General features: G+C 32.4%; 17 protein-coding genes. 4 read left to right on the forward strand and 13 right to left on the reverse strand.

Annotated elements, in window-relative coordinates:
- The first annotated feature begins 87 nt into the window (after positions 1-87).
- Positions 88-1,020 carry a hypothetical protein gene (locus tag ACKI42_RS05615; RefSeq protein WP_407403317.1) on the forward strand — a complete coding sequence of 311 codons (933 nt, stop codon included), beginning with the start codon at positions 88-90 and terminating at the stop codon, positions 1,018-1,020.
- A gap of 87 nt (positions 1,021-1,107) precedes the next feature.
- Entirely contained in the window at positions 1,108-1,671 is a 564-nt protein-coding gene (gene pth / locus ACKI42_RS05620) for an aminoacyl-tRNA hydrolase (protein WP_407403319.1), read from the forward strand.
- Positions 1,672-1,724: 53 nt separating this feature from the next.
- On the opposite strand, the gene ACKI42_RS05625 is transcribed toward pth, so the two are convergent.
- From ACKI42_RS05625 to ACKI42_RS05665, 9 genes are all read right to left on the reverse strand, one after another.
- Positions 1,725-2,360, reverse strand: coding sequence for a carbonic anhydrase (locus ACKI42_RS05625; RefSeq protein WP_407403321.1), 636 nt, complete (start codon positions 2,358-2,360; stop codon positions 1,725-1,727).
- Between the two features lie 49 nt (positions 2,361-2,409).
- Complete coding sequence (locus ACKI42_RS05630; RefSeq protein WP_407403323.1) at positions 2,410-4,005, reverse strand: SulP family inorganic anion transporter; 1,596 nt, start codon at positions 4,003-4,005, stop codon at positions 2,410-2,412.
- Between the two features lie 136 nt (positions 4,006-4,141).
- A complete protein-coding gene (locus ACKI42_RS05635; protein WP_407403325.1) occupies positions 4,142-4,441 on the reverse strand; it encodes a hypothetical protein in 300 nt (99 codons plus the stop codon).
- A gap of 26 nt (positions 4,442-4,467) precedes the next feature.
- Positions 4,468-5,136 carry a carbonic anhydrase gene (locus tag ACKI42_RS05640; RefSeq protein WP_407403327.1) on the reverse strand — a complete coding sequence of 223 codons (669 nt, stop codon included), beginning with the start codon at positions 5,134-5,136 and terminating at the stop codon, positions 4,468-4,470.
- Positions 5,137-5,291: 155 nt separating this feature from the next.
- Positions 5,292-5,852 (reverse strand): serine acetyltransferase, encoded by a 561-nt coding sequence (locus ACKI42_RS05645; protein ID WP_407403329.1) that lies wholly within the window; start codon positions 5,850-5,852, stop codon positions 5,292-5,294.
- 31 nt (positions 5,853-5,883) lie between these two features.
- Complete coding sequence (locus ACKI42_RS05650) at positions 5,884-7,041, reverse strand: glycosyltransferase (RefSeq protein WP_407403331.1); 1,158 nt, start codon at positions 7,039-7,041, stop codon at positions 5,884-5,886.
- On the reverse strand, positions 7,042-7,605 hold the full coding sequence (locus ACKI42_RS05655) for an acyltransferase (protein WP_407403333.1): 564 nt from the start codon (positions 7,603-7,605) through the stop codon (positions 7,042-7,044).
- On the reverse strand, positions 7,606-8,766 hold the full coding sequence (locus tag ACKI42_RS05660) for a glycosyltransferase (RefSeq protein ID WP_407403335.1): 1,161 nt from the start codon (positions 8,764-8,766) through the stop codon (positions 7,606-7,608).
- A 110-nt stretch (positions 8,767-8,876) separates the two neighbouring features.
- Positions 8,877-9,422 carry an acyltransferase gene (locus ACKI42_RS05665; protein ID WP_407403337.1) on the reverse strand — a complete coding sequence of 182 codons (546 nt, stop codon included), beginning with the start codon at positions 9,420-9,422 and terminating at the stop codon, positions 8,877-8,879.
- A 225-nt stretch (positions 9,423-9,647) separates the two neighbouring features.
- On the opposite strand from ACKI42_RS05665, the gene ACKI42_RS05670 reads away from it, so the two are divergent.
- A complete protein-coding gene (locus ACKI42_RS05670) occupies positions 9,648-10,418 on the forward strand; it encodes a class I SAM-dependent methyltransferase (protein WP_407403339.1) in 771 nt (256 codons plus the stop codon).
- Between the two features lie 83 nt (positions 10,419-10,501).
- On the opposite strand, the gene ACKI42_RS05675 is transcribed toward ACKI42_RS05670, so the two are convergent.
- The 3 genes from ACKI42_RS05675 to ACKI42_RS05685 are packed head-to-tail and all read right to left on the reverse strand — an operon-like array spanning position 10,502 to position 13,322.
- Positions 10,502-11,527, reverse strand: a complete 1,026-nt coding sequence (locus tag ACKI42_RS05675) for a glycosyltransferase (protein WP_407403341.1) — start codon at positions 11,525-11,527, stop codon at positions 10,502-10,504.
- Positions 11,524-12,486 carry a glycosyltransferase family 2 protein gene (locus ACKI42_RS05680; RefSeq protein ID WP_407403343.1) on the reverse strand — a complete coding sequence of 321 codons (963 nt, stop codon included), beginning with the start codon at positions 12,484-12,486 and terminating at the stop codon, positions 11,524-11,526. The genes ACKI42_RS05675 and ACKI42_RS05680 overlap by 4 nt, the downstream gene beginning before the upstream one ends.
- 2 nt (positions 12,487-12,488) lie before the next feature.
- Positions 12,489-13,322, reverse strand: coding sequence for a glycosyltransferase family 2 protein (locus ACKI42_RS05685; RefSeq protein WP_407403345.1), 834 nt, complete (start codon positions 13,320-13,322; stop codon positions 12,489-12,491).
- A 171-nt stretch (positions 13,323-13,493) separates the two neighbouring features.
- On the opposite strand from ACKI42_RS05685, the gene ACKI42_RS05690 reads away from it, so the two are divergent.
- Complete coding sequence (locus ACKI42_RS05690; RefSeq protein WP_407403347.1) at positions 13,494-14,492, forward strand: glycosyltransferase; 999 nt, start codon at positions 13,494-13,496, stop codon at positions 14,490-14,492.
- Between the two features lie 40 nt (positions 14,493-14,532).
- On the opposite strand, the gene ACKI42_RS05695 is transcribed toward ACKI42_RS05690, so the two are convergent.
- A complete protein-coding gene (locus tag ACKI42_RS05695; RefSeq protein WP_407403349.1) occupies positions 14,533-15,528 on the reverse strand; it encodes an SDR family oxidoreductase in 996 nt (331 codons plus the stop codon).
- Positions 15,529-15,545 lie beyond the last annotated feature (17 nt).

Consider the following 15,545-nt stretch of genomic DNA (forward strand, 5'->3'; position numbering starts at 1 on the left):
TATTAGTTTTGTGATAATATAAATAATTATATGATTTTTATTCAAAAAAAAATTATATTTGTGGAAATATAAACAATCCACCTAAATATGAAACAACTTTTCTACTTTGTTTTGCTTGCTGCAGGTCTATCATCTTTTCATTCTTGTAAAGATATGCTAGATGAGGAAGGAAGCCCACTGATTGACTTGAATGACTCTACTGGATTCAACGGGAAAAGAGCTTTATTTAGGGAGGTTAGCAATTCTGATACTGTAGCAGAATACCGTTACAATGGTTTGCTGTTATCTCAGGTAATCACCGCTAAAAAATCGATCACCAACATTATGTGGAGTGGCGATAAGATAAGCCAAATTACCTTCAATGGATATTTGGATTATAATGGGACTGGTACTTTAGGCCCAGATAGTACTTCATACACTCAGTTATTCACTTATGGGAATTTGGGTAATTTAACGCGTATTACAGAAAATCGTTCTACTTATGTAAGAACACCACCTGTACCACCATCCACTACACCAGGTCCAGCGGTTCTCAATTCAAAAATGAAAACTATGTACGACTTGAAGTACACTTCTACAACCAATAAATTGGATTCTATCTTAATGAAAACTGGAGTTGATACACCAGGAACTACTTTTGCTTACAATGCATATTCTAAATCGGGATATTCTTATGTGGGTGATAATGTGACCAAAGTACAAAGATTCTATGGTCCAATCAATGGTACATCTAATGGTACTCCTACCATGAAATACAGTTATGAATTTCTGAACTATGATGACCAAATAAGTCCTTATACCTTGTTACCATTCGCATATAAAGTATCTCACTTAATATCGACTATGGCTAATGATAGTAAAAGCATGATGTTATCGCCTAATAATCCGAAGAGAAAAACAATTACAGATCTAATGCCTTCATTGCCTGTGCCTGTAATATTTTCTTCAAACTTTAGATATGATGCACAAACCTATATGACGAATGGATATAGTCTTAATTATATTTACAAGCCTATGTAATCTTGCATTACTAAAAATATTTTAGCTCAATTCTTTATCGGATTGAGCATTTTTATTTTATAACTCTTAATTTTGCAAAAATTTCACATGAAATATCTTATCGTTGGCCTTGGGAATAAAGGAGCCGAATACGAAAATACACGTCATAATATAGGTTTTAAGGTAGCAGATAAAATTGCTGGACTTCTAGAAGTTTCATTCAACACAAGTAATTTTGGATGGATGGCAGAAGGCAAATATAAAGGGAGAAAAGTATTTGTACTGAAACCAGATACCTATATGAATCTTTCTGGCAACGCTGTAAAATATTGGATACAGAAAGAAAATATTCCTTTGGAAAATGTACTTATTGTAACCGATGATTTAGCGCTTCCATTTGGTACTTTAAGAATGAAAATGAAAGGTTCTGATGCAGGCCACAATGGACTAAAAAGTGTACAAGAGATGCTACAAACGCCTAACTATGCCAGATTGAGATTTGGAATCTCTGCCGAGTTTTCGGAAGGTAGACAAGTAGATTATGTACTAGGAACTTGGAAAGAAGAAGAAATAGAAAAACTACCCGAAAGAATAGAAAAATTCGCCAAATCTTGCCTATCATTTGTCTTTGCTGGGATTGGCAATACAATGTCTTCCTTTAATGGAAAATAAAAAAGCGTCACCTTTTCAATAGGGTGACGCTTTTTTGTAGTGTAAATAATGGTTTATAACCAAGTTACCAAGCCAGAATCTACATTATAATTGGCTCCAACTATTTTGATTTTTCCTTCTTTTTCTAGGTTTCTAAGAGTTTCGCTCTCTTCACGAATCACCTCGATAGATTTTTGAACATTACAAACATTCAATCTTTCTAATAAATCTGCATTTTTAGACGATCTATCTTCACCTTCTTCGATGATTTCGTTAATTATTGGTTCGAAATGATTCACTAAATGATTTAAATTGCTCATTCCTAAACCTTTTATTTTATCAGCGTCTAGACCGCCTTTCAAAGCGCCACATTTGCTGTGTCCAAGTACGACAACCAATTTGGATCCTGCTACGTTACATCCAAATTCCATTGATCCTAAGATATCTTGATTCACGAAGTTACCTGCAATTCTAACGCTGAATATATCTCCTAAACCTTGGTCGAATATAAGTTCTGCAGATGTTCTACTATCAATACAGCTTAATATTACTGCAAATGGCCACTGCCCAGCTCTAGTATCGTTTACTTGCTCTAATAGATTTCTATTAACCTTTAAGTTATTTACAAATCTTGAATTTCCCTCTTTTAAAAATTCTAATGCTTTTGCTGGAGAAATTGTAGATTGTGTTTCTGAAGTGTGTGCTTTCATATATGGATTGTTCAAAGAACTTTTTTTTAAAATTAAAATTAACAATTATTTACATTGATCTTCTGTGAGCTACTACGATGTGAGATTCTTCATCTTCTTCGTAATCTCTGTATGAAGTTTTGAAACCGAGTAGTTGTACATTGATGTCATCTTCTTTTGCTCTAATGTTTGCAAAATCTTCAATCATCTCTATTACATCGGTTGCGATATAAGAAGTACCGGTAGCATCTATCTTTACAATAGCGTGTGCAGGTACATTTTTCAAAGTTTTCTTTATTGCCGCTTTATTTAAGAAAGAAACTTCTTCAGCCAATTTAATATTGATCTCGTCTCCTTCTTCCATTTGGTCACGTCTTAGGTAGTAAGCTCTTTTCATATTTCCTTGCAAAATATAGATTACTGAGATTAGCAAACCAATACCTACACCTTTCAGCAAATCTAAAAAGACAACTGCTAAAATGGTAGCTATGAAAGGAATAAATTGATATTTCCCTTTGTGCCAAAAATGCATAATGGTAGATACTTTTGCCAATTTGTAACCTACTAAAATTAATACTGCAGCAAGAGTAGCAAACGGAATTAAGTTTAGAATGAAAGGAATTGTAAGTACACAGATTAATAATAACAACCCGTGTATCATTGTAGATACTTTAGTAGTTGCTCCTGCATTAGCATTGGCAGAACTTCTTACCACAACTGATGTCATTGGTAAACCACCAATAAAAGAACTTAATAAGTTACCAATACCTTGAGCTCTTAGTTCTAAATTGGTATCCGTAATTCTTCTTTTTTTATCTAAACGGTCTGACGCCTCAATACATAATAATGTTTCAATAGAAGCTACAATGGCGATGGTAGCACCCGCTATCCAAACTTTAGGATTTAGAAATCCGTTAAAATCAGGAAAAACAATAAGGTTTTTGAAATCATCTAGAGATTGTGGAACTGGTAATTTTACCAAATGCTCAGAACCTATCGCTAATGAATTTGCACACATTTTGAATAACTCATTTAATAAAATACTTACAATCACTGCTACCAAAGCTCCAGGTAACATTTTAAGTTTTTTCAGTGCAGGTATATTATCCCAAGCTAAAAGTATAGCAAAAGAAACTAAAGCAATAATGATTACTCCTGGGTGAATAGAGGAAAACAATTCTGAAAAATAGTTCATATTAATACCATTTTCAAAAAGGCTTTCTTGGCTCATCTGTTCCTTGTCATATCCTAAAGCATGAGGAATTTGAGTTAAGATTATAGTGATACCGATACCCGCAAGCATCCCTTCAATTACATTATTAGGGAAATAATTGGAAATACTTCCCGCTCTTATAAAGCCTAAGAAAAGTTGTATGATACCTGCAATAATACCCGCACATAGAAAAAGCTCGAAAGCTCCTAGATCAGTAATTGCTACTAAAACAATGGCAGTAAGACCAGCCGCAGGACCTGAGACTGAGATATTAGAATTACTTAGAAATCCTACTAATAATCCTCCTACTATACCTGCAATAACTCCAGATAAGGGTGGAGCGCCAGAGGCTAATGCTATTCCCAAACAGAGTGGTAGAGCTACTAAAAAGACAACAAGTCCTGAGGGGAAGTTTTCTTTAACTTCTCCGAAAAATGAGGTTTGTTTTTTCATGACAATTGAAAAATACGATTATATCAATGACTGATTGATTAAAACCAACCAACCGAGATTGATTAATAATTAATTAAAAGTATACTATTCAAGATCAAATAATTGATATGAATATGAAATTGCGTTAAAGAAAAAACTATGCCTCTGGAGGCGGAGAAAATATAGTAAGTAAAGGCGATAGATGAAAATCATCATCTATTAGATTATAAGATTGTCCAGACAAATCTGGCTCAAAAAACTTCAGATAATCATATACCGTTAAAGTTTTTGGGATTGTCTTCTCGTACACAGACAGAGATGAGTATTGAGAATGAGGTTCTTCTTCGTTTATTACAATATTCATACGTTGAAGTTCCCAACCAAAAATTGCAGCAATGCAAGGCAACGCTGTAAAGTTTAGGAAAAACAGTAATGTAATTGTACTCCAGAATTTCATTTTCAATTTTTTATTTTTTAGAAAGATTATTTGTTCTTTCTGCTCATTACCCAATCTGAACTTGTAAGGTTATAGATTTTTTGGATGTCTTTTAAAATTTTCTCAAAGTCGATCTCCAAATCAATAATTTTACCCGTTCTAAGGTCAAATACCCAGCCATGTACTACAGGAGATTCATCTAAAATGTATCTTTCTTGTACACATGCCATTTTTACAACGTTGATACATTGTTCCTGAACATTTAGTTCTACCAATCTATCATAACGTTTACTTTCGTCAGAAATAGCGTCTAGCTCGGCTTGGTGTAATCTGTATACGTCACGAATGTTTCTCAACCAAGGATTCAGTAATCCTAAATCTTGAGGAGTCATCGCAGCTTTCACACCTCCGCAATTGTAATGTCCGCATACAATAATATGTTTCACTTTTAGATGTTCTACAGCGTACTGTATTACGGCTGTGGAACTCATATCCAAAGTATTTACCACATTAGCAATGTTTCTTGTTACAAAAACTTCACCAGGCTCTGTACCCATCAATTCTTCAGCGGTAACTCTACTATCAGAGCATCCTATATATAAATAATCGGGTGTTTGTGTCTTTGCTAATTCTTGAAAAAAACTTGGATCTTTAGCAATTTTAGATTCTACCCACTTTTTATTGTTTTCAAAAATAGCTTCGTACGATTGTGACATACAATAAAATTTAAAAAGTTTATAGTTATTTATTTCGTTTAAATTATTTTGAATTTCAATAGACTGAATCAATAATTATGCAAAAATATAATTTTTATCGAATGATTTACCTTTTTTAACAAAATTTAATATGAAATTTAAATTACTGTTAATATTCATCCGACACAATTATTAATATATCCATCTGTAGCACTTATATTGGGTATAATGGTTGCAGGATTCCCCATAACAATTGAGTTGTCGGGAACATCAAAAGTTACATAAGAATTCGGTGCAATCAGAACATTGTTGCCAATCTTAATATTCCCAACGATTACAGCATTTGTACCAATCCAAACTTCATCACCAATCACTGGGAAACCTTCATTTTTACCACGATTCTGTTGCCCAATGGTAACTCCCTGAGCGATATTGCAATTTTTGCCAATAATGGTTTTCGGATTAATCACCAAACTTCCCCAATGTCCAAGGTAAAATCCTTCTCCAATTTGGGTTTCAGGATAAATCTGAAAACCATATTTTATCTGAAAATGTCTGAGTCTCAATCTCCAAATTAATCCCAAAATAGGAGTATTCATTGAAGCCTGAGTCTTTCTTAAAATATAGATAAAGTGCAAATTTGGGCTGATGCATTTTTTCCAAATAGAAAATGTAGAAAGCCATTTTCCGCTCTCCCTATAAAAATCCTTTTGAATAATTGAATGGTTGTCTGCCATAAAACAAATTTAGGTAATAGAATTTATTATTTTATATAGAATCTAAAATAGAACTAATTTGAGATACAGAATTTTCTAGGTCAAAAGGCATTTCATAAACCTTCAGCAAATCTGTATAGTGGTTGAATTCTTCTGGTTGACTGAGTGCTTTTTTCATCCCTAGATAAAGACCTTCTTCAGAATTGTCTACAATCAAGCCCAGTTTTCCTTTTTGTAGCATTTCAGAAACTCCCGAAACATCTGTTGCAATAATTTTCTTTTTCAAAGTCATGGCTTCAAACAAAACGGTAGGAAATCCTTCATATCGAGAGCTCAAAACATAAAAATCGGCTTCCTTAATGTAAGGATATGGATTATCGCTAAAACCCAACATAGTTGCAGTATGATCTACATCTAATTTGGTTTTTAAATTTTTTATATTTTCAAAATCATAACCATCGCCAACAATTAGCAAGTGATGTAGAAGACCTTCGTCTAAAAGTTTTTTATGCACTTTTAAAAGTCGATCAAAGCCTTTTTGTGGAAAAATCGTTCCGATAGAAATGAAAGTAGGTACTTTTTTATTAAATTGATATTTCTGAATTGGAATTTCGGCTTTCGAAAGAATTTCATGAGTGTCCAAAGGATTATAGATTCTTACAATTTTAGATTTCTCATCTTCATTTCTTGCCATCGATTCAAAATCTTTCTGAATATGCTCAGAAATCACCATCACTTTATCATAACCGAAGAATTTTCTAACTTCGTTATCCGTATAATCGTGAAATTCGGTTTTTCTTAAATCATTATGAATCCACATGATTTTTTTTGAAGATCGAATAGGCGAATTTAAAATTTCATCCCGAAAACCATGAATTGCCGCAAACTCGATATCGTATTTTTTATTTTTTAAAATAAATTGATACAACAGATGAGGGTATTTTTTTAGCATTCCTTGATACACCTTTCTAAAAGCCTTCTTCGGAATATCTTTTGGACGATTGGTAGTGATCATTTCTCCTTTATTCAGATGCAATACATTGATCCAACTTGGTACATCAGCAAGATATTTACCAGAATAAAGATTGAGTAGCAAATCGATCTCATATTTATCTTGAGGTAGATTTTTCAGGAAAGTTACCAATACTTTTTCGGCACCACCATGACGCAGAGAACCAATACGGATAAGGATTTTTTTCTTCGATCTCATTTATTTCTTTATGGGTTTGAAAGTACGAGGTAGATTTTTTTTGATATAATCATCTAGCTGAGCTCTGTTTTTCTCCAATTCTCTAGGATACATCACATTGTTGGCAAGTGCTTTGTCACCATACTCTTCAATAGTGCAAATATACTTTGCAGGTGTACCAGCATACACAGTGTTGTGTGGCATTGAAGAATTAAGCGTAGATCCCGCTCCCAATATACAATTGTCGCCCATCTGTGAACCTGGTAGAAATATGCAATTATTTCCTACAAAGCAATTTTTGCCAATTTTTATTCTTCCAAAATTTCTGGCATCCTTATATTTATCCATACTTCGAATGGTATACATTGCTCCATCATGATTGATAAAAGTAGCGCCAGCCGTAATTTTTGTTCGATCTCCAATCTCTATTAAATAAGGTTCAGACCCAAACGCTGGAGCTTCTATGAAAATGACATCTTTGCCAACTATAAGTCCTCTTTTTTTACAGATTTCTATATAGGCATTTTTGTAAATGTTTTGCCAAAGGGTATGTAGCTTAATGATAATTCTGTATACAATAGTCATCTAGTTGTTTTTGGAAAGTTGCACAATAATTTGTTCTACGGCATCAAAAATTTTCTGGTTATCAAATTGTTTTTCAATATTCTTTAGGTTTTCCTGTAGGGTAGAAACTGTAGCTTTATCTGTAAGAAACTTTTTCATTGCTTCATACATTTGTTCTGTTTCATAATCGATCAGATAGCCCGTTTTCAGATGTTCTATCATCTCCGGAACTCCTCCCACATTGGTAGAAATTATAGGTTTTTGTAATATTAAAGTGTCTGCAATGATAAGAGGCCAACCTTCCGATTCTGAAGGGAGGATAAAGAAATCTGCATTCTTTACGTAAGGATAAGGATTCATCAGAGAGCCGAAAAATTCGAAACTTTCTGTGACTCCCAATCCTGCAGCTTGTTTCTTTAAATTTTCTTTTTCATCACCGTCTCCAACAATCACTATATGATGATCAAATCCTTCTCTGAGAAGTTGTGCATGTGCATCCATTAGTTTGTGAAATCCCTTTCTACTATGCAATCTAGCAACTGAGCAAAAAACAGGTTTTTGGGGTAGATTAGGAACAAAGTCTTTGGCTTTCCTTTTTAATTCCTCAATCGGTATTGCATTAAGTATTACCTGATTTTCTGGCAATTTTATATTTGGATACGTTTCTACAAAAATTTCCTTAGTTTGCTGAGATCCAAAAATGAAATAATCGAATTGAGGAATTTGTTCGAGTATTTTAGGAACAAGGGGTTGTAGTTTTGGTAAGGTAATATCAGAATGAAACCACCCAATTTTTTTTGATAGGCGATTGCTAGAATTGAGGACCGAAGAAAAAGCTGCATATGTGGTAGCGATCTCCACATCATAATCTTCTCCCAATAATTTTTGAGCAATAGTTGGATTTTTTTGCGCAGCTTCTAGTCTAAGCTTTCGCTTTACCAATTGTATTTTTTGAAGCAAAGGATTTTTAGATAAATCTTCTTTTCCATCAGCAATAAAAACTTTTCTTACATGAGTAGAAATTTCATTTCTAAGTTCACCTTGATTAATATTTAAGCAAATTGTCATCTCAAATTTCTCCCTATTCAGATTATTGAGCATGCTGAGAACTACTTTTTCTACACCACCCATCTCCATGGAGCGATGCCTAAAGAGAACTTTTATTTTTTTTGTGTTTTTCATTGTGTTTAATTTCTAATTGAGCTGCAAATTCTACATAATACGTATTCGAATTTAATTTAAAATAAAAGAGGGGAAATCTTTTTTCTAATTTTAAAATTCAAATTGGTAGACTATAACCTACTTTTTTCTATTAAAACTTGGGAGTTAACTACAGTTGTATTAGCTGGTACATCTTTGAAGATCGTACAACCAGCACCAATAATAGCATTGTCACCAATGGTAACACCTTTCAGAATAGTCACATTGCTACCCAACCAGCAGTTTTTGCCAATATGTATTGGCGCAGAAGTGAATTCTTGATGCTGTATTAGTAAAGGTTCAGAACGTGTATAAACGTGATTGTGATCGTAAATTTTTACATTTTCTCCAAACAGAGTGTTCTTGCCAATAAAAATTTGGTGTAGACAATTTACAGAACAAAAATTATTCATGAAAACGTTTTCTTCAATAACGCATTCAGCATTTTCGCCGATTAAAAAGTGAACGTAATTTCTCAAATTTAGTTTGCTTCCTATATTGAGATTTTTGGCGCGTGGATGAATATTGAAATGATTGTCAATTCCCATCCTCACTGCCCCGTATTTTACATTTGGGTGTTTGCTGAGAATAGAAAACTGAGATTTGCGCTGAAGTTTTTGTAATAAGGAACTGATCATAAAGTGTGTTTTTATAAATCATACATTTCAATATTCAAAAAAAATAGTGAAACTCCCAAAGTGACTGCACAAAAAGTAATGGTTTATAATGATGCAAGATTCCTAATGTAAAGTATGGATTTGTTCTTTATTCCAACTCTTTTTCGTCATTGGTTTTTGATTTTATGCAAATATAATTTAAATATACATTAAAAATATATATTTTTGCTGCTTACAAAAAACGCAATGAGTGAAATATCCCGAGTATTAAAGACGTTCGTAGCCTATCTTAAGAGGCCCGACCTATATCCAGAATTAGGTAGAAAAATAATAAAAAATACAGTAAATAGAGGAAATGCTACAAAAGGTAAGGAGAAAACCAACCAATGGGCAGCTTCTTTAGCATTATCACAAGATGAAGCTATCCAAAAATTATTCTCTATCACCCCAAATTCTGTAGCATCTATTTTCCCCGATGTGATGAAGTTTTCTCAGAATCGTCAGGATACTTGTCCTATCAAGATGGGTGGTCCAGGAGCGTTAGAATTAATTTATTATGCTTGCGAATTTACCAATGCAAAAGCGATGGTAGAAACTGGTGTTGCGTATGGATGGTCTTCATTGGCAGCATTGTTATCCTTGGAGAAAAGAGGCGGAATGCTTTATAGCTCGGATATGCCTTATCTAGGACAAGATGGAGATCAGTATGTAGGATATGTAGTACCAGAAAACCTTAAAAAATTCTGGAAATTATTTCGTTTTGCAGATAAAGAATCTTTACCTAAAATATTCGGTGAAGCCAAAAACTATGATGTTGTCCACTATGATTCTGATAAAGCTTACAACGGTATGATGTGGGCTTACCAACAATTATACGCGAACCTTAGAAAAGGAGGTGTTTTCATTAGTGATGATATTAATGATAACTCTGCATTTCAAGATTTTTGTACACAAAATGATATTACACCAACTGTGGTGGCTTATGAAGATAAATACATCGGGTTATTCATTAAATAATTTACCAGAAAAATATATTACACAAAACCACCAATCGTTCAATTGGTGGTTTTTGGTTTTTTAAATGTAGATAAAATTGATAATTATTCTACAATACAACCAATATTTCTATATTGTTGCCTGAATTTTTCAGCCCAAATGTACCATTCAGTATATTGTGCATCGGGATGATTGGCTTTCTCTAATTTCTGTTGTATATACCCATCTGAAAAGTCATTAGGGTAATTTTCTAGGCTATTAAAATCATCATTTAACCAAAACTCATTCAAAATAAAATTGAATCTATTCACATCAAAGGGATTTCCATATTCGTGATAAGAACTTGTAGCAGAAGATTTGAAAGTAGTTTTTAGAACCTCTTGTTTAGTTCTCGCAAATATTGCATTTTTATTTTTATGATACCAAGCTGCGGCATTTCTTAGCTGTTGTTTTTCGTCTACTTGGCCAATGGCATCTTTCCAAATCGTTAGCCAATATTCCTTTTTATATAGGCCCATTAGAATTGAGTTTAGATGCCAATACTCCTCTTTTGTATTATTATCTACATAACCTAATTTGTATAGGATAGTAAAAAATTTGTATTTATTATACATAAACAAATTCATTATCAATTTGTTGGAGGTAAAAAGTTTTTTTGGAGTCGCATTTACTATGTTTTCGCTTAAGATATTTGTGTAGCATTTATCTGCATTATAATTCATCCCGAGCCATCCTAGTTTCACTAATGGAATATTTTCTTTATAAATACATTTAATAAGATCATCTAAATCTATTGGTGTAGTAAACCATACATCATCTTCCGTTACTAGCACGTAATCTTTTGCAATTTGCACTTCAGATTTCCATAGATCTGTAGGGATTTCAAAACCATTTATTTTTTTGCCTGTTTCTAAATTTTCTTTTATCGCGATTCTTTTTTTTATCGCTTGTTTAGAAATTCTTACAAAAATAGATGGATATTTAAGTTTTATTTTGTTTATATACTTCTCGGGAGTACCATCATCCAACACAATAATTTCAAAATTACCACTAACATTTTGATATATAGAAGCAATACAACGGTCTAAATAATAAGGTCTATTGAAGGATTTGATGAAAATATGAGTCATGATATTTTATTGATAATTTTTAAAATAAAAATGGGAAATTTTGAAAACAGAGCATACTTTTTAGACTCTTTATGGCTTGGATATAGAGTAGAAAATTTATGAGATAATTGCTTCAAATAATCAATATCTTGAAGAGATATTGCAGTTTTTAATCCTAAAATAATATTTTCCGAAGATGGATTTTCTATTTCGAAAAACTGTTTCAATTCTTGTTCATCAAATTGGTGATACAAATCTTTACCTGTAGATTTTCTTTGGTAATAAAACTCTTTGGCTTTTTCTACAAACATCCACTTTACAAAATAATTATCTTTTCTAGAAATAGAATTGTCTAATATTCTGTATTGAAGTAGTGGCTCTCCCAAATTATGAAATATCTTGTCCTTGGAAAGTAATCTTAGATAAAAATCATAGTCTTCGCATCCATTCATTTTATCACGATAATGCAAGCCAAGTTCTTTTCTGAACATTATAGTGGGATGATAAATTGTATTTCTTTTCTTTAAAAGATTCATCAGTTTTTTATCATTCGTTTCAGATAAAAATGCACCTATTTTTTCCCCATTTTCATCAATATGTACTGCAGAACTGCCTACCAAAAAGCATTCTGGATGATTATCTAGATATTCTACTTGATTTTTTAAACGATCAATATTAGAAATATCATCAGCATCCATTCTCGCAATATATATTCCTCGTGCTGTTTCTATTCCCAAATTAAGATTTTCCACAAATCCTTTGAATCCTTTGTTTTTATCTTTTTTGATAACAAAAACCCTAGAATCTTTCGCTTGATATTTTTTTATAATCGACAGAGATTCATCAGTAGAACAATCTTCAATAATGATGAGTTCAAAATTTGAAAAACTTTGATTTAAAATAGATTCTATTGCTAAAGACAGATGTTTTTCAGCATTATAGACGGACATTACAATGCTCACTATTGGGTTTACCTGCATATTTAGTTCTTTATATAGTGAAGCAAATATTTTATTGTTTTAGGATTTCCTTTCAGCGCATAATGTCTAAAGAGTTTATATGCTTGGCTTTTAACTCTATGTTTATTATAAGGTTTGTACTTGCTATCATAAATTGTAGAAATTAAATCCAAATGATTGAAAAGACTTTCATAATACTCTATCTTCTTGGAAGTATTAGTAATACTAGTTTCTATATATCTGTAGAAGGACATATTTTCATTAGTTCCCCATACTTTTCCCTTATTAGCTAAAATTAGAAAAAGAATCAAATCATAGAAATGTATTTTATCTGATGCTAAAAGTTTGTAATCTGGTTCCTCAAAAGAATTAGGAAATAAAACACTTGCGGTATGGATATACCAACTATTTAAAATCTCTTGTTCAGAGTAAATTTTAGTTTCTAGATCTTGAAGGATTTTTGCATGATCATCCTGAGACTTATGAAAATACATAGAAAAATCTGAATTTTTATCCATGAAATCCACTTGCTTTTGAAGTTTATGATCATCTAGCCAATAGTCGTCACCCTCACATAATGCTATATATTTGCCTTTACATTCTTTTAAAGCCCAAAGAAAATTGGGATTCATGGTCATGTTTTTCTCATGTTTTACATACCTCACAGAGATATTTTCAGGAGCATCCAAGATTACTTTTTTTACTACAACATCTGTGTTGTCTGGAGAATTATCATTGGCAATGATGAGTTCACAGTCGAAATTTGTTTTCTGCATAAAAACACTTCTGATGGCTTTTTCGATATATTTTTCATGGCCATAGGTGAGCATTATAATTGAGACTGTAGGTTGCGACATCTTTTTTCTTTTTTTGTGTTTTAAAAAATTAAAGCTAAATGAGGGAGTTGATCTGTTTACTGTTTTTTTTAATAAAACTCAATGTACAAAGATTATTTAGCTGTTTATATATGCCTACAAATATATGTTTTTACATTCTAATTATTTATTTTTGTTGAAAATATCACACAAATGCATTTCCCTCTAGTTAGTATCATTATTCCCATTTATAAAGTTGAGAATTTTGTTATCCGTTGTCTTACTTCTGTCAAAAATCAATCTTATTCTGCCATAGAATGTATTTTGGTAGATGATTGTGGTCCAGATCGTTCAATTGAAATATCCCAGAATTTCATTAATGAAAATCATCTTACTCATTTTAGAATTTTAAAACAACCCAAAAATTTAGGTTTGTCCATGGCTAGAAATGCTGGGATAGACGAAGCTAAGGGAGAATATTTGTATTTTCTTGATAGTGATGACGAAATTACAATTGATGCGATAAAAGATTTGGTTACACTTGCTGAGAGCACTAAAGCCGAATTAACGCTAGGACATTGTATCTGCGTGAATGAAAAAGAAGGTTGGGAGAGGGATTATTTTCCGATCAATTCGAAAAAGGACGTTCTTGAAGGAAATGAAGAAATTTTAACCCATTTTGTTGAAAACAAATATCCCGTGATGGCTTGTGATAAGTTGGTAAGAAAAGATTTTATAATTAAAAACCAATTGTATTTTGTTCAAGATTTGTTTTCTCAAGATGTTTTGTGGAGCTTCCAAAGCTCATTGAAGCTTACCAAAGTGGCATTCCTTAGAAAAGATACTTACATCTATTATTTTCACGATGCATCGATTATCCATAACAGAGGAGAAAGACATTTTGGAAATTGGATAACGATTGCTGGCTATATGGATCGAGCAGTGAAAGAGCAAGCAAATCCCGAGAAAAAGAAATTGCTTCTAAAATATCTTATCGATTTTAAGGCAATGACTTTACAGATGAATTGGAAGGCACAAAAAAATGAAGATTTGTGGAAACGAAGTTATGATGCATACTCGAAATTATCTAAACTTACATTCTCTCAATATTTTTCTTCAGCATATACTAAAGAGTTGAAGAAAAATAATTTTTTCACTTCCATACCGAAAAATGTTTCCTTCAAAATATTTAAATGGAGATACGAAAGATAAAAAAAAGCAGTTCTAAAATCTTAGAACTGCTTTTTTGTTTTTATTTTAAATTTTCCCAATACCATTTTACGGCTTCTTTTAGTCCGTTTTTCATAGAAAATTCAGGATTGTAACTTAATAATGATTTTGCTTTGTCTATGCTTGCTAAAGAATGCGGAACATCACCTTTTCTATAATCTCCGTAGATTACTTCTACATCAGCAATTTTTGGGTCATATTCCGACAAATATTCTTTCAGATATTGTACCAAATCATTTAAGGTTGTTCTTTCGCCAAAAGCAGTATTGTAGACTTGGTTCAGTGCTTCCGTGTTTTCTGTAGTGATAGCTAAAATATTCATTAAAATCACATTATCGATGTATGTGAAATCTCTAGAATATTCTCCACCACCATTAATTACGGGCGATTCGTAATTCATAAACTGCATTACAAATTTCGGGATTACGGCTGCGTAAGCTCCACCAGGATTTTGTTTTCTCCCAAATACATTGAAGTATCTTAAACCAATGGTATCGAAATCGTAGGTCTTTTTGAAAACATCCGCGTACAACTCGTTTACAAATTTAGTGATTGCATAAGGAGATAAGGGACGCCCGATTTTGTCTTCAACTTTCGGTAAAGTTTCAGAATCTCCATAAGTAGATGAACTTGCAGCATAAACAAATCTTTTTACACCTGCATCTCTTGAGGATACAAGCATATTAAGGAATCCACCCACATTTACATCGTTGCTTGTAATAGGATCGTTTATAGATCTTGGGACAGAACCTAAAGCTGCTTCATGGAGAACAAAATCTTTACTTTCGCAAGCTCTATGGCAAGTTTCTATATCTCTAATGTCACCTTCGATAAGCGTATAATTAGGATGATTAATAATGGCAACTAAATTTTCTCTTCTACCCGTAGAAAAATTATCCAAACAAGTAACTTTTGCACCCAATTTTAGGAGTTCTTCGGAAAGATTAGAGCCGATAAAACCGGCTCCTCCAGTAACAAGAATATTTTTATTTTCTAATGTGTTTTTAAAATTTTGCATGTATTCAATTTATATTC

Origin of the sequence: Chryseobacterium sp. (assembly GCF_045629545.1) — a bacterium.
Classification (GTDB): domain Bacteria; phylum Bacteroidota; class Bacteroidia; order Flavobacteriales; family Weeksellaceae; genus Chryseobacterium.

Coding starts and splice junctions, on each gene's coding strand:
- ACKI42_RS05615 (WP_407403317.1), top strand. CDS start 88: ATGAAACAACTTTTCTACTTTGTTTTGCTTGCTGCAGGTCTATCATCT.
- pth (WP_407403319.1), top strand. CDS start 1,108: ATGAAATATCTTATCGTTGGCCTTGGGAATAAAGGAGCCGAATACGAA.
- ACKI42_RS05625 (WP_407403321.1), bottom strand. CDS start 2,360: ATGAAAGCACACACTTCAGAAACACAATCTACAATTTCTCCAGCAAAA.
- ACKI42_RS05630 (WP_407403323.1), bottom strand. CDS start 4,005: ATGAAAAAACAAACCTCATTTTTCGGAGAAGTTAAAGAAAACTTCCCC.
- ACKI42_RS05635 (WP_407403325.1), bottom strand. CDS start 4,441: ATGAAATTCTGGAGTACAATTACATTACTGTTTTTCCTAAACTTTACA.
- ACKI42_RS05640 (WP_407403327.1), bottom strand. CDS start 5,136: ATGTCACAATCGTACGAAGCTATTTTTGAAAACAATAAAAAGTGGGTA.
- ACKI42_RS05645 (WP_407403329.1), bottom strand. CDS start 5,852: ATGGCAGACAACCATTCAATTATTCAAAAGGATTTTTATAGGGAGAGC.
- ACKI42_RS05650 (WP_407403331.1), bottom strand. CDS start 7,041: ATGAGATCGAAGAAAAAAATCCTTATCCGTATTGGTTCTCTGCGTCAT.
- ACKI42_RS05655 (WP_407403333.1), bottom strand. CDS start 7,605: ATGACTATTGTATACAGAATTATCATTAAGCTACATACCCTTTGGCAA.
- ACKI42_RS05660 (WP_407403335.1), bottom strand. CDS start 8,766: ATGAAAAACACAAAAAAAATAAAAGTTCTCTTTAGGCATCGCTCCATG.
- ACKI42_RS05665 (WP_407403337.1), bottom strand. CDS start 9,422: ATGATCAGTTCCTTATTACAAAAACTTCAGCGCAAATCTCAGTTTTCT.
- ACKI42_RS05670 (WP_407403339.1), top strand. CDS start 9,648: ATGAGTGAAATATCCCGAGTATTAAAGACGTTCGTAGCCTATCTTAAG.
- ACKI42_RS05675 (WP_407403341.1), bottom strand. CDS start 11,527: ATGACTCATATTTTCATCAAATCCTTCAATAGACCTTATTATTTAGAC.
- ACKI42_RS05680 (WP_407403343.1), bottom strand. CDS start 12,486: ATGCAGGTAAACCCAATAGTGAGCATTGTAATGTCCGTCTATAATGCT.
- ACKI42_RS05685 (WP_407403345.1), bottom strand. CDS start 13,322: ATGTCGCAACCTACAGTCTCAATTATAATGCTCACCTATGGCCATGAA.
- ACKI42_RS05690 (WP_407403347.1), top strand. CDS start 13,494: ATGCATTTCCCTCTAGTTAGTATCATTATTCCCATTTATAAAGTTGAG.
- ACKI42_RS05695 (WP_407403349.1), bottom strand. CDS start 15,528: ATGCAAAATTTTAAAAACACATTAGAAAATAAAAATATTCTTGTTACT.